The organism is Bradyrhizobium viridifuturi (genome assembly GCF_001238275.1).
Taxonomy (GTDB): domain Bacteria; phylum Pseudomonadota; class Alphaproteobacteria; order Rhizobiales; family Xanthobacteraceae; genus Bradyrhizobium; species Bradyrhizobium viridifuturi.
Window position 1 is genome coordinate 62,143 of the sequence record NZ_LGTB01000025.1, and the last position, 21,321, is coordinate 83,463.

The following is a 21,321-nucleotide window of genomic DNA, read 5'->3' on the forward strand; positions in this document are numbered from 1 at the left end:
TCTACCTATTAAGGGTCCCATGACCGCGCCCAAGAATGATCCGAAGAACGAGCCCCAGATCACCCCCGAACTCGTCGCCGCCCACGGGCTGAAGCCGGACGAGTACGAGCGCATCCTCAAGCTGATCGGGCGAGTTCCGACCTTCACCGAGCTCGGCATCTTCTCGGCGATGTGGAACGAGCATTGCTCGTACAAGTCGTCCCGCATCCATCTGCGCGGGCTGCCGACCAAGGCGCCCTGGGTGATCCAGGGCCCCGGCGAGAATGCCGGCGTGATCGACATCGGCGACGGCCAGGCCGTGGTCTTCAAGATGGAGAGCCACAACCACCCGAGCTATATCGAGCCGTACCAGGGCGCGACCACCGGCGTCGGCGGCATCCTGCGCGACGTCTTCACCATGGGCGCGCGACCGATCGCCTGCCTGAACGCGCTGAGCTTCGGCGCGCCGGAGCACCCCAAGACCCGGCACCTGGTGTCCGGCGTGGTCGCGGGCGTCGGCGGCTACGGTAATTCGTTCGGCGTGCCGACGGTCGGCGGCCAGGTCCGCTTCCACACCCGCTATGACGGCAACATCCTGGTCAACGCGATGGCGGTGGGCCTCGCCGATGCCGACAAGATCTTCTACGCGGCGGCCTCCGGCGTGAACATGCCGATCGTCTATCTCGGCTCGAAGACCGGCCGCGACGGCATCCATGGCGCCTCGATGGCCTCGGCGGAATTCGACGACGCGTCCGAGGAGAAGCGCCCGACCGTGCAGGTCGGTGATCCCTTCGCCGAAAAGCTGCTGCTGGAAGCCTGCCTCGAGATCATGGCGGCCGATTGCGTCGTCGCGATCCAGGACATGGGGGCGGCGGGTCTGACCTGCTCGGCGGTCGAGATGGGCGCCAAGGGCGATCTCGGCGTCGACCTCCACCTCGACGCGGTGCCGACCCGCGAGACCGGCATGAGCGCCTATGAGATGATGCTCTCGGAGAGCCAGGAGCGCATGCTCATGGTGCTCAGGCCCGAGAAGGAGCAAGAGGCCGAGGCGATCTTCCGCAAATGGGGGCTCGATTTCGCCATCGTCGGCTACACCACGCCGACCAAGCGCTTCGTCGTCAAGCATGGCGGCGACGTGATGGCCGATCTGCCGATCAAGGAGCTCGGCGACGAGGCGCCGGTCTATGATCGTCCGCATGTCGCCTCGAACGCGCTGCCGGTGATCCGCGCCCAGGACGTCAAGCCGCCGCTCGGCATTGCAGACGCGCTGACCAAGCTGATCTGTACCCCCGAACTGTGCTCGAAGCGGTGGGTCTGGGAGCAGTACGACCACGTCATCCTCGGCAACACCGTGCAGCGTCCCGGCGGCGATGCCGCAGTGGTCCGCGTCGAGGACGGGCCGAAAGGGCTTGCGCTCACCGTCGACGTCACGCCGCGCTATTGCGAGGCCGATCCGTTCGAGGGCGGCAAGCAGGCGGTCGCCGAAGCCTGGCGCAACATCACCGCGGTCGGCGGCCGGCCGCTCGCGATCACCGACAATCTCAATTTCGGCAACCCGGAGCGGCCCGAGATCATGGGCCAGTTCGTCGGCTGCCTGAAGGGCATCTCGGAGGCCTGCCGCGCGCTGGACTTCCCGGTCGTGTCCGGCAACGTCTCGCTCTACAACGAGACCAACGGCCGCGGCATCCTGCCGACCCCCTCGATCGGCGGTGTCGGCGTGCTCGACGACTTCACCAAGTCCGCGACGCTGGCGTTCAAGGCGGCGGGCGAGGCGATCCTCTTGATCGGCGATACCCAGGGCTGGCTCGGCCAGTCGGTCTACCTGCGCGATGTCTGTGGCCGCGAGGAGGGCGCTCCGCCGCCGGTCGATCTCGCCACCGAGAAGCGCAACGGCGACGTGGTGCGCGGCATGATCCGCGCCGGCACCGCGACCGCGGTGCATGACGTCTCCGACGGCGGGCTCCTGATTGCGCTCGCCGAGATGGCGATCGCGAGCAGCATCGGCGCGCAGCTCCTGGCGGCGCCGTCCTCGATCGTGCCGCATGCCTATTGGTACGGCGAGGATCAGGCCCGCTACATCGTCACCGTGCCCGCTGCCGACGCCGGTCTCGTGCTGGCCAAGATGAAGGGCGCCGGCGTGCCCTGCGCGCGGATCGGCACCACCGGGGGTGATGCGATCGCGGTCGCCGGCGAGCCGCCGGTGACCGTCGACAGCCTCTCTCGCGCCTTCGAGCACTGGCTGCCGAATTACATGCGCAGCACTGCGGCCTGATCAGGCGCTGCCGCACAAGCCCTCAATGATGGCGCGATGAATTGATCATCGCGCCATTGTCTTGTTCGGACGCAAGCCGAAGCGACCGGACGCTAGGTCGCGCCGCGGATCGCGCGCCATGCGAAAATGATGATGCAGGCGCCGATGAATCCGGCGATCAGATAGCTGAGCCATCCGCCGCCGAGCGACACGCCGAGCAGACCCAGCAGCCAGTTCGCCAACGCCGCGCCGACGATGCCGAGGATGATGTTCATGAAGATGCCGGTGCCGGACTTCATGATCATCTCGGCAAGCCAGCCGGCCAATCCGCCGACGATGATCGCGGCGATCCATCCAACTTGAGGGTCGTTCATCTCAGGACTCCCTAGGGTCAAGCAGTCCGGCCAGCATAACCGAGAATCACTCGACGGGATGTGACCAATGGCAGGTTGTGCGCAACTTGTCGGTCGCGATTTGCCGTCAAGCCTGCCGCTTCGCGCCGTTGCTCCATCCCGACGCTGCGGCGAGCCGTTTCGTCATCGGCAGCAACGTGGTGATCGGTACGCTGTTCGTGCTGCCGACCTCTACATCATGATCGCCCGCGCCCCCCGCGCCGCGAAGCGCGGCGGCGAGGAGCGTGATCAAAGCACGTATTTCGAGCCCGGAATCTTGCGTAGCACGGCGGTGGCTGCCCAACTCAGCGCAATGGTGGCGAAGAATGCGATCGCGGCCTTGGCGATCGCCGGCAACTCCATGTCGAACAGCCAGTACTGCAGCCACAGCACGATCGGATAGTGCACCAGGAACATGCCGTAGGCATCGCCTTGCATGCGATCGAGCAGTGTCGGGCCCGCCGCCTTCGATTGCAGGAAGTAGGCCAGGATCGCGAACAGGATCGAGGCGCTGAACAGCACGTAGAAGCTGCCGTAGATCGCAAGGTACCAGCCCGGCAGCGGATCGGGGTTACCGATGATCTCGCGCTTGATGTAGATCATCACCCACATCAACGCATAGGGGATCAGCGTGATGCCGGTCCAGAACCAGCGCCTCTCGGTCAGCCGTCCGTGCGCGCTGAGCAGCCCGTTCTCGAAGTTCGCCGAGCCGATCCCCGCACCGATGAAGAAGTAGCACGCATACAGCAGCACCCGGCTGGCCTGCACCGAGAACGGTCCGAGCTCGAACCAGTAGTTCTGGCCATAACGCACCAGCATCGGCAAATAGAAGGCGGCACTGACGACCACGATGAACAGCCAGAACTTCGAGGGACGTTGAAATCCCTTGACCGAAAGGCGGTTGATCGGTTCGAGCAGGCGCGACGACACCCGGTACAGCACGCTTGCCGTCAGGTCCAAGGCCATCAGAACCCAGACGAACCAGATCGGGCCGCTCGGCCAGGGCCCGTAGATCATGGTCCTCCACCAGAATTCGGAGAAGGTCAGCTCCGGCGTCGCACGCAGCGCGATCGCGTAATAGGCGATCGGAATCACGGTGAAGGCGCAGATCACGAAGGGCAGGCCGAGCCGCAGCAGCCGGTCGCGCAGGAAGATCAGCCACGGCTTGTGGCCGAGCCCGGGCCACACGAACAGCCCCGACAGGAAGAAGAACATCGCCATGAAGAAGCTGTCGGTAGCGAGCACCACGCAATCGAAGCCGATCCACGAGGTCGGGTCGGTATGCCCGAAATGGGTGTAGGGGATCACCGCATGGTGCAGCAGCACGACCAGCGTCAGGAAGGTGCGCGCACGATCGAGGGCGACGTTGCGTTTGTGGAGCTTCGGAGCTGCCTGGACGTCGACGGCCGGAGCCGCGTGAGCAATCGATTTCATGGTGCCCCCAGCCGGGTCTGCACCCTGATGTTGCAATCGGGAACCCGATTCAGCAAGAGCGAATTGTCCCGATTCGGTGGTGTCGAGGTCGGCCATCTCAGCGCGTCTGTTTCGTTTTGGAACTGGAATATTTAGCGGGCGTTGTCGGTAAGGCTGGCGGGCGCAGCGGGCGCTCGCGGCTCTGAGGAGCACGCAATGACTTTGCTGAAATGGGCGTTGATCTTCCTTGTTGTCTCGATCATCGCGGGCTTGCTCGGCTTCACCGGCATTTCAGCGGCTTCCGCCGATATCGCACGCTTCCTGTTCTACGTGTTCGTCGTGATCTTCCTGGTGCTGCTGATCCTCGGGCTCACGATATTCAGGGCCTAGCGGCGATCCGGCCGCACACCTTCCGTCATCATGCCCGGGTCCGGCCCGGGCATTTTGGCTCTCGGTGGCTCGGTGTTGCGGCAGGCGAGGCGGCCTAGGCGACTTCCTCGATCTTCACCTTGTCCGGATAGAACGCGAGGTGGCCGGCGATCTCGGTCATGGCCGGGAAGGGCTCCTCATAGGTCCAGATCGCATTGTCCAGCGTCTTGCCGTTGGCCTTAATGCTGAAATAGCTCGCATCCCCCTTGTAGGGGCAATGCGTGGTCCGCTCGGTGCGGGTCAGCAGCGTCATGTTGGCGTCCTGTCGGGGCACGTATTGCACCGCCGGATAGCTCGCTTCCTTCAGCGTCAGCGCATGGGTCGTCTCGGCGATGACGACGCCGTCGGCTGTGACGCGGACGCGCTTGGCATTGGGTGTGATCGTGATCGGATGGTCGGGGCCGGGGAGCTTCATGATTCTGCGCCTCTTCTGGTCATTTCGGCGTGATGGCTTGTGACCGATTGATGCAGGTTTAATTCGCTGGGAATGGGAATATAGTGTGCGGCAGGATGACCTAGAAGACCTCAAGAACTAGGTTTTATCCGGGCCGAATCGGCCCTGATTCGAACGACTTGACGGAGGTGGACTGGGATGCCGATGGACGCCCGTGATATCGAATCGATGATCAAGGCAGCTATCCCGGACGCCGAGGTGACGATCCGCGACTTGGCAGGCGACGGCGACCACTACGCGGCCACTGTCGTTTCCGAGTCATTCCGCGGCAAGTCCCGCGTCCAGCAGCACCAGATCGTCTACCAGTCGCTGAAAGGCCAGATGGGTGGCGTGCTGCATGCGCTCGCCCTGCAGACCGGGGTGCCGGAAGGCTAGGCCCCGGCCAGCGGGCGGGGGCCTCGAGCGATGGCAGACAATCCGCGTGGCGCGATGTTTCGCGTCATCGTGCCGAACCAGCACAGCCGCGTCACCAATGCCGAGCTGTTCTTCGACCTGGTCTTCGTTTTCGCCGTCACGCAGCTGTCGCATACGCTGCTGCACCACTTCACCCCGCTGGGCGCGGTGCAGGTCACGCTGCTGTTCCTCGCGGTGTGGTGGGTGTGGGTCTACACCACCTGGGTCACCAACTGGCTCAATCCCGATCTGACGCCGGTCCGCCTGCTGCTGTTCGTCCTGATGCTAGGCGGGCTGTTGCTGTCGACCTCGATCCCGACCGCCTTCGAGGGCCGCGGGCTGTGGTTTGCCGGGACCTATGCGGCGATGCAGGTCGGCCGCACGGCGTTCTGGCTGCTGGCGACGCCGCGGCGCCGCACCGCGGTGCGCCACAATGCGATCCGGATCCTGACCTGGCTCAGCTGCTCGGCGGTGCTGTGGATCCTCGGCGGCTTCGCCGAGCACGAGACGCGGATGTGGCTCTGGATCGCGGCGCTCGCGATCGAATATGTCGCGCCGGCCCTGCGGTTCTGGACCCCCGGGCTCGGCTTCTCCTCGATGGAGGCCTGGTCGGTCGAGGGCGGCCACATGGCGGAGCGCTGCGCCGGCTTCATCATCATCGCACTCGGCGAGGCCATCGTGGTCGACGGCGCGACCTTTGCCGAGCTGACCTGGACTCCGGAGAATGTCACAGCCTTCATCTCGGCGCTGGTCGGCAGCATCGCGATGTGGTGGATCTATTTCCACAAGGGCGCCGAGGCCGGCTCGGACATGATCTCGAAATCCGAGGAATCCGGCCGCGTGGCACGGATCGCCTACACCTACCTGCACATGCCGATCGTCGGCGGCATCATCCTCACCGCGGTCGCCGACGAACTGGTGCTGAAGCATCCCGCCGGCCATTCCGACCTGAAGACGATCGTCAGCTCGGTCGGCGGTCCCGCGCTGTTCCTGGTCGGAACAATCCTGTTCAAATACGTGATCCGCGGCTTCCTGCAGCTCTCGCATGGCGTCGGCATCATCGCGCTGGCGGTCGCGGCGTATTTCGCCGGCGGGATGTCCCCGCTGATGCTTTCGATCGTCACCACCGCGATCATGATCGTGGTGGCGGCGTGGGAGTCGATCTCGCTAAGGTCGACGGGAGAGGAAGAATAGGGAAGGTCGTTACGTGCGACGGGCAGTCGCCACGCGATGCTGCCAATAGACGAACAGGGGCGCGCCGATCGCTTCGAGCAGGGTGAAGCCCACGAAGGGCAGCGGCGGTGCGCCGACCATCACGATCGACAGCAGCCTGCCGATCCCGCCGAGGAAGATGCCGCCCCAGACCACGCGGAACAGAACGCTCTCGCTTTCGATGCGCGGCACCAGCCAGAGCAGCGCAAGGCCGAGACCGAGCCAGACCCCGCCGAAGAAGCGCAGATTGCTGTCGAGCACCGGCAGCGCCGGCACGCCCGACGCGGCATAGAGCGGGTCGCTCACGCCGAGCATGGTGATGATGCCGGTCAGGATCGGGACAAGGGCGAGCACCACTGTGGCGACCTGCAGCGCGCGCCGGCCCATCATCGTGCCCCCGTCCCTCGCGTTCATAGCGTTTTCGAGCGAAGTGGGTACCGGTTCGCGTGAAGAAAACGCGTCAATCTAATAATGTCGCTAGTCCGCCACGAGAGCGTGCACCGAGAACATCGTGTTGGCGTCGGTCCAACTGTTGCGCACCGTCCACCCCGCGCTGCGGGCGAGCGCGGTGAAACGCTCGAGCGAGTATTTGTAGCTGTTCTCGGTGTGAATGCTCTCGCCGGGGCGGAACGCGAAGGTGTTGCCGAGGATGCGCACGGTCTGCGCCTTGCGGCTGATCAGGTGCATCTCGATGCGATGGCGGTCGCGGTTGTAGATCGAGCGGTGGGTGAAGCCCGACAGGTCGAAATTGCCGCCGAGCTCGCGGTTGATCCGCACCAGCACATTGAGGTTGAAGCGCGCGGTGACGCCGGCCGCGTCGTTATAGGCGTCGTACAGCACGCGCTCGTCCTTCTCGAGGTCGACGCCGATGATCATCTGCGCGCCATGACCTAGGATCTTGCGCGCGCTGCGCAGGAAGGCCAAGGCCTCGCTCGGCTCGAAATTGCCGAGCGTCGAGCCGGGGAAGAAGCCGACCTTCGGCATCGCGGCGACCGCCTCGGGCAGCGCGAACGGCGTGGTGAAATCGGCCGCCACCGGATAGATGCCGAGACCCGGGAAATCCTTCCGCAGGCCGTCGGCCTGCGCTTTCAGGAAATCGCCTGATATATCGACCGGGACATAGGCTGCGAACTCGCAATGCTCGAGTAGCAGGCGCACCTTGGTGGTCGCGCCGGCGCCGAACTCGACCAGCGCCGCGCCGTCGGGGATGATCGCCGATATCTCGTCGCCGCGGTCGCGCAGGATGCCAAGTTCAGTGCGCGTCGGATAGTATTCCGGCAGCACCGTGATCTGCTCGAACAGCTCCGAGCCGGTGGCGTCGTAGAAATATTTCGGCGACAGCCGTTTCGGGTGACGGGCGAGATCGCCGATCACGTCGCCGGCAAACGCCGAGGTCGCTTCGTCGAATGGATACGCTTTGGCCAAAGCGGCGGCATGCACATTCATGATACTCTCCTGAACGCGCTTACCGGCGCGCACTTGATGTCAACTGGAATCAATCAGGCGTAGTCGGCGAGGCGTAACCCCGTGAATTGCCAGCGATGGTGGGGATAGAAGAAGTTGCGATAGGTGACACGGCTGTGACCGCGTGGGGTCGCCAGCGACGAGCCGCGCAGCACCAGCTGGTTGACCATGAACTTGCCGTTGTACTCACCGAGCGCGCCCTCGATCGCACGGTAGCCCGGATAGGGTGAGTAGGCGCTGCGGGTCCATTGCCAGACGATGCCATAGGCGTCGTTCAGCAGGCCGGCACGTGCCGCGACCTCCCATTCCATCTCGGTCGGCAGATGCTTGCCGGCCCAGCGGGCGAAGGCGTCGGCTTCGTAGTAGCTGACATGGCAGACCGGCGCCTGCGGATCGATGGCCTGCAGGCCGCCCAACGTCATGATCTTCCATTCGCCGTCGATCTCGCGCCAGTGACCCGGCGCCTGCCAGCCCTCGTTGCTGACGGTGCCGAAGCCGTCCATCAGCCACAGCGTCGCGGTGGAATAGCCGCCGTCCTTGATGAAGGCGAGCCAGTCGGCGTTGCTGACGAGGTTCTTGGCGAGCTTCACCGGGCCGACCAAGGCGCGATGCGCGGGCTTCTCATTGTCGAAATGGAAGCTGTCGTCGCCGTGGCCGACGGTGTGGATGCCTTCGTTGAGCGTGACCCATTCCTGCGGCCCGTGCTGCGATGCCGGGAAGCGCCACGCCGGATCGTAGGCCGGCGGGATCGGGTTCTGCGCGAAGGCATGCAGGATGTCGGTGTACATCAGCTCCTGATGCTGCTGCTCATGATTGAGGCCGACCTCGACGAGCGGCACCAGGGCCTCGAGCGTGTCCTGCGTCGCGGTCCGGAAGAATTTCACCACCTCGGCGTCGACATGGCGACGATAGGCGGTGACTTCGTCGGCGGTCGGGCGGGTCAGATGGCCGCGCTGGTGGCGGGCGTGCCGCGGGCCGGCGCTGATGTAATAGGAATTGAACAGATAGGCGTAGTCCGGATGGAACGGCGTGTAGCCCTTGACGTGCTCGCCGAGCAGAAATTGCTCGAAGAACCAGGTGGTATGGGCGCGGTGCCACTTGGCAGGACTCGCATCCGGCATCGATTGGATCAGCTGGTCTTCCGCCGACAGCGGGGCGGCCCGGCGCTCGGTCTCGTCGCGGACCGCGCGATAGGCGTCCGCCAGCCGCTGTGCGAGCGGGGCGGATTCGGAGGAAAGTGACGGGGTGGCGGCGGAATTGGTGGCCGCGGCAGAGGCTGGTTTCGTCACATGGGTCTCCGATTCCAGGGGGAGAACGTTGCTTCGGCAATCTGGTTCCTGACGGACAGTTCGTCCTAGATAGGGGCTCCGTTACGGGAAAAAAGCCTCCCCCATGATGATATTGGGCCCGTCAGATAATCCCGGCGCTTTTGGGGGTGCCGTCCGGCCCCCGCCGCATGCCAGATTTCCGCCATTTTACTTTGGATGCACAATGGTTTGAGCTACATATATAGCCAGTCACGGGTTAGAAGGGTGGGCCGGCCCGTCAAGGCCTGAGAGCGCCGCCCCCGAAGGAAGCGAAAATGAGCATCGAGCAATTCATCGACAACGAAGTGAAGTCGAACGACGTCGTGCTGTTCATGAAGGGCACGCCGCAATTCCCGCAGTGTGGGTTTTCCGGTCAGGTCGTTCAGATCCTCGACCACATCGGTGTCGGCTACAAAGGCCTCAACGTTCTCGAATCGGCCGAGCTGCGCAACGGCATCAAGGTCTATTCGAATTGGCCGACGATTCCGCAGCTCTATGTGAAGGGCGAGTTCGTCGGCGGTTGCGACATCATCCGCGAGATGTTCCAGGCCGGTGAATTGCAGCAGCTGTTTGCCGACAAGGGCATCCCGGTCGACGTAGCTGCCTGACCTTGACCGCGCGCCAGATCGGCAAGGCGCGGCTCGACGTCATCGTCACCGACATCACGACCCTGCGCGTTGACGCCATAGTCAACGCGGCCAACTCATCGCTGCTCGGTGGCGGCGGTGTCGACGGCGCGATCCATCGTGCCGCTGGACCCGATCTGGTCGCCGAATGCCGTATGCTTCACGGCTGCGAGACTGGCCAGGCCAAGATCACCAGAGGCTATAGGCTTCCCGCCAGGCACGTCATCCATACGGTCGGCCCGGTGTGGAATGGCGGCAAGCTCGATGAGGACAGGCTGCTGGCATCCTGCTATCAGCGCTCGATCGAGCTCTGCGAAAAGCATGGGCTTGCGTCGGTCGCTTTCCCTGCAATCTCGACCGGCATCTATCGTTTCCCCGCAGATCGCGCCGCCCAGATTGCGGTCGAAACCGTCGTCGATGCCCTGCTATCCGCCCCCGGTGTCACACAGGTGATCTTTTGCTGCTTCTCGGCCCCAAGCGGCGAGCTGCATCAGGCGGTCCTGGACGCCTTTGGGAGCCCTTGTGCCTGATGATACCGCCGCTACACTTCCCCGTGATATGCGGGGAGAGGGATAGATCAAATGATTTCATTCGGATTTTGGCGCACGGCTGCGGCCGCCGCAGTGCTGCTGGCGGCTTCGCCCGCGTACACGCACACCGAGGGCACTTACGAGATTCCGGCTGGCGCGCATTTCAATCCGGAGAAGCTCGCCAAAATCTCGGAATTCTTTAGGGAACAGGTGGCGACTGGCAAGATCCCCGGCGCGATCGTCCTAATCCAGCAGCACGGCAAGCCGGTCTACCACGAATCCTTCGGCGTCCAGGACGTGGTGAGCAAGGCGCCGATCACCGACAAGACCATCTTCCGCCTGGCCTCGATGTCGAAGTCGATCTCCGCCGTGGTGTCGATGCAACTGCTGCAAGAGGGCAAGTACAAGCTCGACGATCCCGTCTCGAAGTACATTCCGTCATTTGCCGATGTAAAGGTAGGCGTCGAGAAGAAGGCCGAGGACGGCACCAAGACACTCGAATTGGTGCCGCCGAACCGGGCGGTCACGATCCACGATTTGATGACGCATACGTCGGGCGTCACCTACGGCTTCTATGGCGACAGCCTGGTCCGCAAGGCCTACAAGGAAGCCAACATTTATGGAGGCGATTTCGACCTCGCCGAGTTCGCCGAGCGGATCGCCAAGTTGCCGCTGCACAACCAGCCCGGCGCGCTCTGGCAGTACGGCCATTCCACCGACATTCTGGCGCGTGTGATGGAGGTGGCCACTGGCGAGAAGTTCTCGACGATCGAGCGCGAAAGGCTGCTCGACCCGCTCGGCATGACGGACACCGGCTTCTTCGTCACTGATCCCGAGAAGCAGAAGCTGATGGCCGAACCGATGCCGAACGACAGCGACTTCCGGGTCGGCCGGGTCAATGATCCGACCAAGGTCAAGAAGTGGGAATCCGCCAGCGGCGGCATGGTCTCGACCATGGCTGATTATTCGCGCTTCGCTCAGATGCTGCTCAATGGCGGCACTTTCGACGGGAAGACCATTCTGAAGCCCGAAACGTTCAAGGAATTGACGACAGACCAGGTCGGCCCGGGCTCCGGCGTCGCGCGCGACGCATTCTATTTCCCCGGCGACGGCTTCGGTTTCGGGCTCGGCATCGCGGTCCGCACCGATCCCGGCAATGCGAAGCCGCCGCCGCCCGGCGACCTGGGTGAACTGAAGTGGGACGGCGCAAGCGGCTGCTATTACGTGATCGACCGCAAGCAGGACATGTTCTTCATCCTGCTCGAGCAATCACCGAGCCAGCGCCAGCCCATCCAGGTGAAGCTGAAGCAGTTGATCTATGAAGCGCTGGAGAATTGAGATGCGCGTGCGCCGCGCTCTGATCGCGGCGCTCATGCTCCTGCTCGGTGCGGTCGAGGCGAGGGCGAGCTCCGTCGCGCGTTTCTCGCCGGAGGGGCTCGTCAAGGTCTCCGATTACATCAGGAACGAGATCGCGACCGGCAAGATTCCCGGCGCGATCCTGCTGCTGCAGCAGCACGGCAAGCCGGTTTACTTCCAGAATTTCGGGGTTCGCGACGTCGCCACCGAATTGTCGATGAGCCCGGATACCATCTTCCGCCTCTATTCGATGTCGAAGCCGATCACCACGGTCGTCGCCATGATGCTGGTGGAGGAAGGCAAGCTCGCGCTCAGCGACCCCGTGTCGAAATACATCCCGGCCTTTGCCGGCATGAAGGTCGGCGTGGAGAAGCGCGGCGACGAGGGCAAGACGACGATGACGCTGGAGCCGCTCAAGCGCCCCGTCACCATCGAAGATCTGATGCGCCATACCGCAGGTCTGCCTTACGGCTATTACGGCGGCGGGATCGTGAACAAGGACTACGCCGATGCCGGCCTGTTCAACAACGATCCCGACAATGCCGAATTCGTGGCGCGGCTGACGGCGCTGCCGCTCGCCGAACAACCCGGCAGGCAATGGGATTACGGCCATTCCACCGATGTGCTCGGCCGCATCATCGAGGTGATCTCGGGGAAATCCCTGTTTCAGGTCGAGAAGGAGCGGCTGCTCGGCCCGCTCGGAATGAACGAGACGGCGTTCTACGTCACCGACCCTGCGAAATGGCCGCTGATCGCCGAGCCGATGCCGAAGGATCGCACCATCAGTCCGGTCGCCGACATCCGCGATCCGCGCAAGCTGCTGCGATGGGAATCCGGCGGCGGCGGCATGGTCGGCACCATCGGCGACTATGCGCGCTTCTCGCAGATGCTGCTGAACGGCGGCCTCTATGAGGGAAAGCGCTACCTGAAGCCGGAAACCATCGCGCTGATGGCGAAGGACCATATCGGTCCCGAGACCGGGGTCGTGCGCGACAAGAACTATTATCCCGGTCCGAACTCCGGCTTCGGCCTCGGCTTTGCCGTGCGCACCTCGGCGCCGGAGAACACGAATTGGCCATTGGGCGAGTATCGCTGGGACGGCGTCGGGGGCACGTTCTTCTTCATCGATCCCGCCGACGATCTGTTCGGCATCTTCATGGTGCAGACGCCGTCACAGCGCGGCCGGATCCAGCAGGAGCTGAAGACGCTGATCTATCAGGCGATGGGGCGGTAGTTCGGGTAAGACCTTCCTCTCGTCATTGCGAGGAGCTCGCGACAAAATTGCAAAGCAATTTTGCGCTGAAGCGACGAAGCAATCCATCGCCCCGCGCACACGGACAGATGGGTTGCTTCGCTTCGCTCGCAATGACGAGCGGATACTACGCCGCGCGGACGAGGTCCCTGACGTGGCCGACGGCTTCCTCGATCATTGCGGCCGAGACGTCGAGATGCGTGCAGGCCCTGATCCGGCCGTCCATCATCGCCAGCATCACGCCGCGTTTGCGCAGCTCGGCGACCATCTTGTCACCTGATACGCCGGCGCCGTCGGGCTTGAAGAAGACCAGGTTGGTCTCGGGCGTCTGCACTGCGATGCCGTTGATCTGCGACAGTCCGCGCGCCAGCGCCCGCGCATTGGCGTGGTCGTCGGCGAGGCGGTCGACATGATGATCGAGCGCGTGGATGCAGGCGGCGGCACAGACGCCGGACTGCCGCATCGAGCCGCCCAGCCGCTGCTTCCAGCGCCAGACGTCGTCGATGAACGCTCTGGTGCCGGCGATGACGCCGCCGATCGGCGCGCCGAGGCCCTTGGAGAAATCGATCCAGGCCGAATCCCAGCCCGCCGTCATGTCGCGCGGCGAGATACCGGAGGCGACGGTCGCGTTCAGCAACCGCGCGCCGTCCATGTGGGTCACGAGCCCGTGGGCTTTGGCGATGCGCACGACCTCATCCAGCGCGGCCTTCTTCCAGATCGTGCCGCCGCCGATATTGGCGGTCTGCTCGACGCTGACCAGCACCTGCGGTGGCTGGTAGCGGGTGCGCGGATGCAGCGCGGCGCGGAACGTCTCCGGCGTGAATTGGCCATCGTCGCCCGGCAGCTGGGTGATCTGGAAGCCGCCGAGCGCGGCATGCGCGCCGCCCTCGCGCGCGATGATATGCGCGGTGGCATGTGCCAGGATCTCGTCGCCCGGCCGGCAGTAGGCCAGCGTCGCCGCGACGTTGCACATCGTGCCCGACGGCATGAATACGGCGGCCTCCTTGCCGAGCAGATCGGCAACGCGGGCGCAGAGCTCGTTGGTGGTCGGGTCGTCGCCGACCTGCTCGTCACCGACCTCCGCCCTGGCCATCGCCTCGCGCATCGCCGGCGTCGGCTTGGTCTGGGTGTCCGACAGCAGGTTGATGCGGACGGCGGGCGCCTTCGGATCGGGGCGGGCAGGGGTGTAGTGCATGGCTTACCTCATCGGTCCGCGCCGGGGCGCGGATTCACCGGTCAGTTTTGGGGTGATCGGACCGCATGGCGAAACCACATAACGATAATCCCGGCCGGCGTCACGCGACAATCCATGCGGTCGTGCCGCCGATCCGCTGGGATCGAATTCTGGTGTTCCCCGCGGAGATGGATTTTTCTTCCGACCAGACGAGATGTCGGCCATCCGCGGCTCAGTGGTTGATGGCCCCTACCGCGGCAATTTCATTCGGAGAGATCGCGACTGATCCTGGGCATCAATTCGGCAATGTCGGTAAAAATATCAGCCTGCCGACGCAGTTCGTCTTCGATCAACGGCGACTGACGGGCCGCGCTCGAAACCACCGTCACTTGCACGCCGCGTCGCTGCACTGCTTCTACGAGCCGCCGGAAATCTCCATCGCCGGAGACCAGCACCAGCTGATCGATGCGATCGGCGAGCTCCATGGCGTTGACAGCAAGCTCGATGTTCGCATTGCGTGTGACTCTACGGCGGCCGTTTCCGTCGACGTATGCTTTGGTCGTCTTGGTGACTACGGTGTATCCATTATAGCTCAGCCAATTGATCAAGGGCCGCATCGAGGAGGATCCTTGGTCCTCTAGGGGGGTGTAGTAGTACGCGCGCAGGAGTCTCCCGCGGCTTTGAAATTCGCTCAGGAGACGCTTGTAGTCGATATCGAAGCCGAGCGCCTTCGCCGTCGCGTGCAGACTAGCGCCGTCTATGAATAATGCGATCCTGCTCGTGCTGGACGATGACATAGGCAAACTCAATCGCGAGCCGATTCGACTCACATTCGGGATGTTGCAAGGGGAAGCCTCGATCGGGCCTTATCGAAGTACGGCACCATCCCGCGCGTTTCATGAGTTGACGACGCGGTTCGCCACCACAAGCAACAGCAACACGCCAAGGTGTCGTTCCGCTTGCGAGATTGACCCGCACCAAGTTGCTTCCAATGCGGCGGGTCTTCAGGTTGAGCGGAAATCTATGTCGAATGACTAAAATTTCAAACTTTGGTGGCGTGACGAGAAGTCGCACGTCGGAGCTCTGATTGCGCCAGTCGGGTCACCGATTGTCGGTCAGGCTCTCTGATTCAGAGATCACGGTGCCAAGGTCCTCCAGCAACTCGGAAAGCTGACCTGCCAAATGCTGCACATTGGTTGCGGTCCAGCCCTCACGGATGCAGACGACAGCTCGGCGAGCCGCCAGCACTGGCAAATAGGAGTCCCTGGAGATGACGAGCTGGCGGCACGAATACTGATGGCATGGCCGTCACGCCGAGCCCCGCTCTGAGAGCGCTGGCGCGTACTGCCGAGTCAGAGCTTCGAAGCACGACCTGGTAAGCAACCTTCATTCGCTCCAGCGGCTCGATGATCCAATTGTCTTCGGGAAGCGTGATGATCGGAATCGGAGCGCCGGGTCGCGTGACAAAATCCCGGGCCTTGACCCAGCTGGTTTCGAATTTGAATTCGTCGACGATCAGGTCCTCGATTTCGTGCCCGTCGGCTTCATGCATGAACAAACAAGCGACGTCGATGAATCGCTCAACGAGACCTCGCCGAATTTCGCTCGAGTGCTCGCCAATCACGAAGATGTCGGAAAGGCCAGCCTTGCCGATCATGTCAAACAGAGGCTCGGCAAAGAATTGGCTCACTCCCAGCCTGCACACGGAGGGCCGCTCTGATCCGCCGAGTCTGAGAACCTGATCGTTGGCGTCGATGATCCGGCGTGCCTGCTGAAGCACCAGCTTGCCCAGCTCGGTGGGATTTGTGCCGCTTGCGGTACGGATGAACAACTCGCCGCCGATGTATCGCTGAAGGCGCTTTACTTGCGCGCTGATCGCGGGCTGGCTGAGGTTCAGCACGTCGGCCGCCTTCGACATGGAGCCGGCCTCGGCAATGGCAATGACCGTCCGGAACATCTCCGTCGGAATATTTGTCGCCCGTCGCAGCATCCAACATCCCTATCGAATGCGACATTGTACGAGCCGATCTGCCTTGAATTTGATCTAGCTCAATCCGGACGTGATCTGCGAAAATTGGTCGCAGGGGACGTTGCTCGCGAGCAGCTGCCGATTATGGTCACACAGCTGACCGTGTGCTGGTCGACGCACTGCAATAGTCCGCAGGCCAAACAAAAAGGCCCCGGCAAAACCGGGGCCTTTCGAATCTCGCAACGGTGAACCGATCAGCGCGAATAGAATTCGACGATCAGATGCGGCTCCATCTGCACCGGGAACGGCACGTCCGAGAGGCCGGGGGTGCGCGCGTACTTCGCCGTCATCTTGGAGTGATCGACTTCGATGAAGTCGGGCACGTCGCGCTCGGGGAGCTGGCTCGCTTCCAGCACCGGGGTGAGCTGCTTGGAGGATTCCTTGACCTCGACGACGTCGCCGACCTTCAGCTTGTAGCTGCCGATGTTGACCTTGCGGCCGTTCACCTTGACATGGCCGTGGTTGATGAACTGGCGCGCGGCGAACATCGTGGAGACGAACTTGGCGCGATACACCACGGTGTCTAGACGGCGCTCGAGCAGGCCGATCAGGTTCTCGCCGGTGTCGCCCTTCAGGCGGCTGGCTTCGACATAGATGCCGTGGAACTGGCGCTCGGAAATGTTGGCGTAGTAGCCCTTGAGCTTCTGCTTGGCGCGGAGCTGCACGCCGAAGTCGGAGAGCTTGCCCTTGCGGCGCTGGCCGTGCTGGCCGGGACCGTATTCGCGGCGGTTCACGGGGCTCTTCGGGCGGCCCCAGATATTCTGGCCCATGCGGCGATCGATCTTGTACTTCGCCTCACTGCGCTTTGTCATCGCGTCCTCTTTGCATAGCCTTCGCACGAAGCGACCGGCGTTTTGTCAGTCTAGGGTTTGAGGAGACGCGCCCTCCTGTGTACCGGCCAAAAGGCCTGTACCGACAGGTTCGCCTCGAAAGCTCGGGGAGAACCACGGGTCGCGAAACGCATCGCGGGCCGAAACCGGCCCGCGAGCAAGGGTGGTCTTAAGGAGAAAGTCCGCTCCTGTCAAACAAAACAGGGGGCATTTTGGGTCGAATCGGCGTCAAAATCGGCCGATTTCGTCGCTCAAAGGCGGTTTCCGGCCGCCCGGACCGGCCGGGCGTCGGCATGCGGCCGGATCGCGGCCAATTCCGCGGCGATTTCGCCGGCCAGCACCCGCTCGAGCCGGGTCAGGGTCTGGGCGATCAGGGCGGCGTCGCAGACCAGATGGTCCCAGCGCAGCACCACATCGACGGTGTTATCCGGCTTGATAACGCCGTAGCTCAGCAGGAAAGGCCCCGGGCTCAGCGCGTGCAACTCGCCGGGGCCATAGGCCGCAACCGAGGTGACGCCGAAGCTGCCGCAGAAATTGGCGCGCTGCCGGCCGAAATTCAGCCCGATCGCCCAGGCCAGCCGGCGCAGCGGAAGCGGCAGGCGCGTCACGCTGAGGGTTTTGCGGAACGACGGGATCTCGTGCAGCGGCGCGGTCTTGGCGCGCCGGATCAGCGCGTCGACATCGCTGAGTGCCATCTCGTCGGCGGCGCAGACGCGCTCGAACAATACGCAGTCCTCGCCTTTCTCACGCGCGCAATGGCCACCATGCCAACGCTGCGCGGCAGCTCGTAGAGGCAGGGCCACGGCAATTTGACGTGCAGCGTGCGCAGGGTCGGCTCGGTCTTGGCGACCAGCGCGAATGCCTTGACGAAGATGGCGGCCCAGCCCGGTGCCTGCGCGGCGCGTGCCCGGGCCTCGACGACAGCACGAACGTTCAGCGAGCGCGTCAGGGAGACGAACGGCACATCTGCCGATGCGTGCATCAGATCGGCGACGAGACGGCGCGGCAATGAAATCCGACGAAACTTACCGCGCATCTGTTCGGTTCAAATCCCTGCAATCAGGCAAAACATCGAAGGTCCGGCGAACTCAAATTGTCGCTCGCCGCACCTGAAGCTGACATGAACCAACCGGCCGGAGGCCAATCGGTTCGGGTTCACGGTGCTGGTTTCGCCAGGGGCTCGCCGGCCTTGACCACGTAGACGCCGAGCACCTTCAGCGGCTTGTCGCCGGAGGTCTTGGCGTCGTGCACCGCGCCTTCCGGAATCTGGTAGGAATCGCCCGTCTTCAGCTTCAGCGGCGGCTTGCCGTCGATCACAAGCTCCAGCTCGCCTTCGAGCACATAGCCGGTTTCCGCACCCGGATGGCTGTGACGCCCCGACGCACCCCCGGCTGGAACCTCGGCGATCGCGGTGACCGTGTTGTAGCCCGCCGGAAAATCGACCTTCTGCAGCGGCGTTCGCTTGATACCGCTCTGCTGCGCCAAGGCAACGCCAATATCGACAAAGGCAGCGCCGGCGCCGGCAAACGCAATCACGGTGAGGCCAAGCAGCAATTTCCTGAACATGCAATTTCCTCCCAACCCACGAAACTCTAGCAGCGCGGAATCGCGGCGAAAAGCAGGCACTGTGTGATGTACGCTTTCGACATTGGGATTAGTCCGTTCATCCAATCGCGCCGGCCGTCCTGGCATTATCCGCGGTCGAGCTTACAGAAGGCTGACATGGCAGCGCCCGCGTTCAGTTGATCGCAGCGCGTGCAGTCGCGCTGCGGTTCCTGTGTGACATCATTGGAACCTGCTTACCGCCTGATCCCGGCGAAGGCGGCGGCGATGCCGCGCTGGAACAGCGACCAGTCGAAGCCGAGCGCCAGCGCCAGATAGCCGCGGTCGATCATCGCATTGGCCTGCTCTGCGGTGCGCGCGACGCCGCCGATCGGCACGCCGCTCTTCAAGATGCCTTCCTCGGCGCGCTGCATCAGCGCGATCGCTTCGGGATCGTCGGGCAGCCCGCGCTTGTTGATCGAGGTGGCGAGATCGCCGGGGCCGATCACCGCGAGGTCGATGCCGGGCGTCGCCATGATCTCGTCGATGCGGTTCACTGCATCGACATGCTCGATCGTGATCATGCAGATCATGTCGTCGTCGGCGGTCGCCATGTAGTCGTTCATCGAGACGCCCCAGCGGAACGGCGCATGGAACGGGCCCCAGAGCCGGTCACCTTTCGGCGGATAGCGCACGCTGCGCGCGGCCTTCTCGGCCTCGTTGCGGTTGCAGATCATCGGGAAGTTGATGCCGAGCGCGCCGATGTCCATCGGCGCCTTGGCGAGGTGCGGCTCGTTGGCTGATATCCGCACCATCGGCACGCATGGCGTCCCCGAGGTCGCCACGATCATCGCATGCGCTGTGCCGAGATCGATCGGGCCGTGCTCGAGATCGACGATGATCCAGTCCAGCGACTGCGCCATGATCTGCACGGTCTGGATGCTTGGAATGGTCGCGATCGCGCCGAAGGTCGGGCGCTTGTCGCGCCACTGCTTGCGCAGGCGGTTGAGCGGCGTCAGCGGTGCTGAGGTCAATGCGGTGCTCCCTCGGTGAGGCGAGGGGAAACTAGCAGCACGCTGTGACGACGGGAAGGATCAGGCGGGGACGCGGCCGCCGAAGAACGGCGTCAGCGCCGCTGCCAGCGTGTGCGGGCGCTTCGAGGTGAAGATCATCTCGGCGCCGGCCTCGTCGCTCCCCGTGCCGGCGGGGCCGAGCAGGTCGGCGACGCGGCGTGCGATCGCCGGCGCGGATCGATCCAGTCGACCGGCCAGGGCGCGAGCCTGGTCAGGCGTTCCAGCAGCAGCGGATAATGCGTGCAGGCGAGCACGACGGTGTCGGTGCGGGCCGGGTCGTCGGGGCCGGCGCCGACGAAGCAGGGCGCGAGCTCGGCCGCGATGTCCTCATCGCGCACGCTCTGGCCGCTGAGCGCGGCTTCCGCCAGCGAGGCGAGCTCGCCGGAGCCGACTAGGGTCACCTCGCAGCCCTGCGCGAAATCCGAAATCAGCTTGCGGGTATATTCCCGCTTCACGGTGCCCCTGGTGCCGAGCACCGAGACGCGCTGCGTCTTCGACGAGGCGCAGGCCGGCTTGATCGCCGGCACCGTGCCGACGAAGGGCAAAGGATAGGCGTCGCGCAGATGCGACATGACCAGGGTCGACGCCGTGTTGCAGGCGATCACGACCAGGTCGGGCCGATGAGCCCGGATCAGCTCGCCGACCAGCGGCACCACGCGGGCGATGATCTCGTCCTCGGTGTGGTGGCCATAGGGGAAGAACGCATCGTCGGCGACATAGACAAAGTGTGCGCCGGGCCGGGCGCGGACGATCTCGCGCAGCACGGTGAGGCCGCCGAGGCCGGAATCGAACACAAGGATGGTCGGGGGAGTGGACACGGTGAAGAGTCTATCCGAAGCAGGGTTACCATTCAGTTGTTTTTGCCTGCCCGGCCTTTGGGGCCGACAAAAGGCGGTGAAGCCGGGAATTTCATATGGCCTTGGCCGATACCTGCAAGTATCACGGCAAACTATTGCTGTGACGTGTGAAATCCAGACGGGCCGCCGGGGACCATTCGACCATGATCCGCAATACGACCGCGAGCTGGGGCTCGCTCGCCCGAGCGTTCCACTGGGTGCTCGGCATCGCCATCATCGGCATGCTGGCCTATGGCTGGTGGATGAACCACATCCCGGCGCGGGCGGACAAGTTCTTCTACCGGTCGATCCACGCCGATATCGGCTACCTGGTGCTGCTGCTCACGGTGCTCAGGCTGCTGTGGCGCGGGGTCAACCCGACGCCGGCGCTGCCGGCCGTCATGCCCAGCTGGCAAAGGATCGCCGCCCGCGTCAGCCACGGCGCGCTCTATGCCGTCACCATCATGGTCGCGATGCTGGGCTGGGCGCATTCCGGATCCCGCGCGCAGGACTATTCGAGCTTCTTCGGCCTGTTCCACGTTCCCCAGATCACCTCGCCCGACAAGGCGGCGGCGGATGCCTATGAGGGGCGCCACATCTTCTTCGCCTATGTGCTGCTGGCACTGATCGTGCTGCATCTCGCCGCAGTCGCCTTCCATCATTTCGTCAAGCGCGACCGCGTCGCGGCGCGCATGATCGGGGCGAGTGAGGCCGACCCCGCGCGTAAACGCCTCACCGAGCGACTTGGGCGGCCAGGCCCAGCGCGAGCGGATCACCGT

19 protein-coding genes and 4 pseudogenes are annotated in these 21,321 nt (G+C 63.9%); 9 read left to right on the plus strand and 14 right to left on the minus strand.

Translation table 11 applies throughout. The features are described 5' to 3' along the window. The first annotated feature begins 19 nt into the window (after nucleotides 1-19). A complete protein-coding gene (gene purL / locus ALC15_RS22645) occupies nucleotides 20-2,251 on the plus strand; it encodes a phosphoribosylformylglycinamidine synthase subunit PurL (RefSeq protein WP_050629167.1) in 2,232 nt (743 codons plus the stop codon). Between the two features lie 92 nt (nucleotides 2,252-2,343). On the opposite strand, the gene ALC15_RS22650 is transcribed toward purL, so the two are convergent. Continuing rightward, nucleotides 2,344-2,604 (minus strand): GlsB/YeaQ/YmgE family stress response membrane protein, encoded by a 261-nt coding sequence (locus ALC15_RS22650; protein WP_050629168.1) that lies wholly within the window; start codon nucleotides 2,602-2,604, stop codon nucleotides 2,344-2,346. Nucleotides 2,605-2,871: 267 nt separating this feature from the next. Beyond that, complete coding sequence (locus ALC15_RS22655; RefSeq protein ID WP_050629169.1) at nucleotides 2,872-4,056, minus strand: acyltransferase family protein; 1,185 nt, start codon at nucleotides 4,054-4,056, stop codon at nucleotides 2,872-2,874. Between the two features lie 195 nt (nucleotides 4,057-4,251). On the opposite strand from ALC15_RS22655, the gene ALC15_RS42060 reads away from it, so the two are divergent. After that, nucleotides 4,252-4,425: a DUF1328 domain-containing protein gene (locus ALC15_RS42060; protein ID WP_029083837.1), complete on the plus strand. Its 174-nt coding sequence runs from the start codon at nucleotides 4,252-4,254 to the stop codon at nucleotides 4,423-4,425. Nucleotides 4,426-4,519: 94 nt separating this feature from the next. On the opposite strand, the gene ALC15_RS22660 is transcribed toward ALC15_RS42060, so the two are convergent. Continuing rightward, complete coding sequence (locus ALC15_RS22660) at nucleotides 4,520-4,879, minus strand: DUF427 domain-containing protein (RefSeq protein ID WP_050629170.1); 360 nt, start codon at nucleotides 4,877-4,879, stop codon at nucleotides 4,520-4,522. 177 nt (nucleotides 4,880-5,056) lie between these two features. Here ALC15_RS22660 and ALC15_RS22665 point away from each other — a divergent pair, with 177 nt between their 5' ends. Together ALC15_RS22665 and ALC15_RS22670 are read left to right on the plus strand one after the other, a co-directional pair. Continuing rightward, complete coding sequence (locus ALC15_RS22665) at nucleotides 5,057-5,293, plus strand: BolA family protein (RefSeq protein WP_021077843.1); 237 nt, start codon at nucleotides 5,057-5,059, stop codon at nucleotides 5,291-5,293. A 30-nt stretch (nucleotides 5,294-5,323) separates the two neighbouring features. Then, the gene (locus ALC15_RS22670; protein ID WP_050629171.1) at nucleotides 5,324-6,505 is read left to right on the plus strand and encodes a low temperature requirement protein A; all 1,182 of its coding nucleotides are present in this window, start codon (nucleotides 5,324-5,326) and stop codon (nucleotides 6,503-6,505) included. A gap of 9 nt (nucleotides 6,506-6,514) precedes the next feature. Here the strand turns inward: ALC15_RS22670 and ALC15_RS22675 are convergent, their stop codons facing one another. The 3 genes from ALC15_RS22675 to egtB form a co-directional block, all read right to left on the minus strand. Beyond that, nucleotides 6,515-6,913, minus strand: a complete 399-nt coding sequence (locus tag ALC15_RS22675; RefSeq protein ID WP_244486214.1) for a DUF4345 domain-containing protein — start codon at nucleotides 6,911-6,913, stop codon at nucleotides 6,515-6,517. A gap of 87 nt (nucleotides 6,914-7,000) precedes the next feature. After that, the gene (egtD, locus tag ALC15_RS22680; protein WP_050629172.1) at nucleotides 7,001-7,969 is read right to left on the minus strand and encodes an L-histidine N(alpha)-methyltransferase; all 969 of its coding nucleotides are present in this window, start codon (nucleotides 7,967-7,969) and stop codon (nucleotides 7,001-7,003) included. Nucleotides 7,970-8,022: 53 nt separating this feature from the next. Further along, nucleotides 8,023-9,276: an ergothioneine biosynthesis protein EgtB gene (egtB, locus tag ALC15_RS22685; RefSeq protein ID WP_050629173.1), complete on the minus strand. Its 1,254-nt coding sequence runs from the start codon at nucleotides 9,274-9,276 to the stop codon at nucleotides 8,023-8,025. Between the two features lie 293 nt (nucleotides 9,277-9,569). Between egtB and grxD the strand changes: the two genes are divergently transcribed. From grxD to ALC15_RS22705, 4 genes are read left to right on the plus strand one after another with little or no spacing between them, the layout of a single operon-like run. Then, nucleotides 9,570-9,902 carry a Grx4 family monothiol glutaredoxin gene (gene grxD / locus ALC15_RS22690; protein ID WP_016843475.1) on the plus strand — a complete coding sequence of 111 codons (333 nt, stop codon included), beginning with the start codon at nucleotides 9,570-9,572 and terminating at the stop codon, nucleotides 9,900-9,902. Then, a complete protein-coding gene (locus ALC15_RS22695) occupies nucleotides 9,899-10,450 on the plus strand; it encodes an O-acetyl-ADP-ribose deacetylase (protein WP_094194029.1) in 552 nt (183 codons plus the stop codon). Before grxD ends, ALC15_RS22695 begins: the two co-directional genes overlap by 4 nt. Nucleotides 10,451-10,501: 51 nt before the next feature. Further along, nucleotides 10,502-11,788, plus strand: a complete 1,287-nt coding sequence (locus tag ALC15_RS22700) for a serine hydrolase domain-containing protein (RefSeq protein WP_050629175.1) — start codon at nucleotides 10,502-10,504, stop codon at nucleotides 11,786-11,788. A gap of 1 nt (nucleotide 11,789) precedes the next feature. After that, nucleotides 11,790-13,040 carry a serine hydrolase domain-containing protein gene (locus tag ALC15_RS22705; RefSeq protein WP_050629176.1) on the plus strand — a complete coding sequence of 417 codons (1,251 nt, stop codon included), beginning with the start codon at nucleotides 11,790-11,792 and terminating at the stop codon, nucleotides 13,038-13,040. 145 nt (nucleotides 13,041-13,185) lie between these two features. On the opposite strand, the gene ALC15_RS22710 is transcribed toward ALC15_RS22705, so the two are convergent. From ALC15_RS22710 to murI, 8 genes and pseudogenes are all read right to left on the minus strand, one after another. After that, nucleotides 13,186-14,253 carry a threonine aldolase family protein gene (locus ALC15_RS22710; protein WP_050629177.1) on the minus strand — a complete coding sequence of 356 codons (1,068 nt, stop codon included), beginning with the start codon at nucleotides 14,251-14,253 and terminating at the stop codon, nucleotides 13,186-13,188. A gap of 245 nt (nucleotides 14,254-14,498) precedes the next feature. Further along, nucleotides 14,499-15,029 (minus strand): annotated as a pseudogene (locus tag ALC15_RS22715) (LabA-like NYN domain-containing protein); the annotation flags it as partial. A gap of 413 nt (nucleotides 15,030-15,442) precedes the next feature. Continuing rightward, nucleotides 15,443-16,189, minus strand: coding sequence for a LysR family transcriptional regulator (locus ALC15_RS22720; protein WP_210168598.1), 747 nt, complete (start codon nucleotides 16,187-16,189; stop codon nucleotides 15,443-15,445). A 266-nt stretch (nucleotides 16,190-16,455) separates the two neighbouring features. Next, on the minus strand, nucleotides 16,456-17,073 hold the full coding sequence (gene rpsD / locus ALC15_RS22725; protein ID WP_024582597.1) for a 30S ribosomal protein S4: 618 nt from the start codon (nucleotides 17,071-17,073) through the stop codon (nucleotides 16,456-16,458). A gap of 269 nt (nucleotides 17,074-17,342) precedes the next feature. Further along, a pseudogene (locus ALC15_RS22730) lies at nucleotides 17,343-18,127 on the minus strand (acyltransferase). Between the two features lie 119 nt (nucleotides 18,128-18,246). Next, nucleotides 18,247-18,657 carry a cupin domain-containing protein gene (locus ALC15_RS22735; RefSeq protein WP_050629179.1) on the minus strand — a complete coding sequence of 137 codons (411 nt, stop codon included), beginning with the start codon at nucleotides 18,655-18,657 and terminating at the stop codon, nucleotides 18,247-18,249. Nucleotides 18,658-18,890: 233 nt separating this feature from the next. Then, nucleotides 18,891-19,667 (minus strand): HpcH/HpaI aldolase family protein, encoded by a 777-nt coding sequence (locus tag ALC15_RS22740; RefSeq protein ID WP_050629180.1) that lies wholly within the window; start codon nucleotides 19,665-19,667, stop codon nucleotides 18,891-18,893. A 60-nt stretch (nucleotides 19,668-19,727) separates the two neighbouring features. Continuing rightward, nucleotides 19,728-20,524, minus strand: a pseudogene (gene murI / locus ALC15_RS22745) (glutamate racemase). A 182-nt stretch (nucleotides 20,525-20,706) separates the two neighbouring features. On the opposite strand from murI, the pseudogene ALC15_RS22750 reads away from it, so the two are divergent. After that, nucleotides 20,707-21,240, plus strand: a pseudogene (locus ALC15_RS22750) (cytochrome b); the annotation flags it as partial. Nucleotides 21,241-21,321: the final 81 nt, after the last annotated feature.

What these genes read in the sequence shown, in the direction of transcription:
- ALC15_RS22660 (WP_050629170.1), bottom strand. Translation starts at nt 4,879, where the DNA reads ATGAAGCTCCCCGGCCCCGACCATCCGATCACGATCACACCCAATGCC.
- ALC15_RS22735 (WP_050629179.1), bottom strand. Translation starts at nt 18,657, where the DNA reads ATGTTCAGGAAATTGCTGCTTGGCCTCACCGTGATTGCGTTTGCCGGC.
- rpsD (WP_024582597.1), bottom strand. Translation starts at nt 17,073, where the DNA reads ATGACAAAGCGCAGTGAGGCGAAGTACAAGATCGATCGCCGCATGGGC.
- ALC15_RS22665 (WP_021077843.1), top strand. Translation starts at nt 5,057, where the DNA reads ATGCCGATGGACGCCCGTGATATCGAATCGATGATCAAGGCAGCTATC.
- ALC15_RS22675 (WP_244486214.1), bottom strand. Translation starts at nt 6,913, where the DNA reads ATGATGGGCCGGCGCGCGCTGCAGGTCGCCACAGTGGTGCTCGCCCTT.
- ALC15_RS22705 (WP_050629176.1), top strand. Translation starts at nt 11,790, where the DNA reads ATGCGCGTGCGCCGCGCTCTGATCGCGGCGCTCATGCTCCTGCTCGGT.
- purL (WP_050629167.1), top strand. Translation starts at nt 20, where the DNA reads ATGACCGCGCCCAAGAATGATCCGAAGAACGAGCCCCAGATCACCCCC.
- ALC15_RS22700 (WP_050629175.1), top strand. Translation starts at nt 10,502, where the DNA reads ATGATTTCATTCGGATTTTGGCGCACGGCTGCGGCCGCCGCAGTGCTG.
- ALC15_RS22670 (WP_050629171.1), top strand. Translation starts at nt 5,324, where the DNA reads ATGGCAGACAATCCGCGTGGCGCGATGTTTCGCGTCATCGTGCCGAAC.
- ALC15_RS22710 (WP_050629177.1), bottom strand. Translation starts at nt 14,253, where the DNA reads ATGCACTACACCCCTGCCCGCCCCGATCCGAAGGCGCCCGCCGTCCGC.
- ALC15_RS42060 (WP_029083837.1), top strand. Translation starts at nt 4,252, where the DNA reads ATGACTTTGCTGAAATGGGCGTTGATCTTCCTTGTTGTCTCGATCATC.
- ALC15_RS22655 (WP_050629169.1), bottom strand. Translation starts at nt 4,056, where the DNA reads ATGAAATCGATTGCTCACGCGGCTCCGGCCGTCGACGTCCAGGCAGCT.
- ALC15_RS22650 (WP_050629168.1), bottom strand. Translation starts at nt 2,604, where the DNA reads ATGAACGACCCTCAAGTTGGATGGATCGCCGCGATCATCGTCGGCGGA.
- ALC15_RS22720 (WP_210168598.1), bottom strand. Translation starts at nt 16,189, where the DNA reads ATGTTCCGGACGGTCATTGCCATTGCCGAGGCCGGCTCCATGTCGAAG.
- grxD (WP_016843475.1), top strand. Translation starts at nt 9,570, where the DNA reads ATGAGCATCGAGCAATTCATCGACAACGAAGTGAAGTCGAACGACGTC.
- egtD (WP_050629172.1), bottom strand. Translation starts at nt 7,969, where the DNA reads ATGAATGTGCATGCCGCCGCTTTGGCCAAAGCGTATCCATTCGACGAA.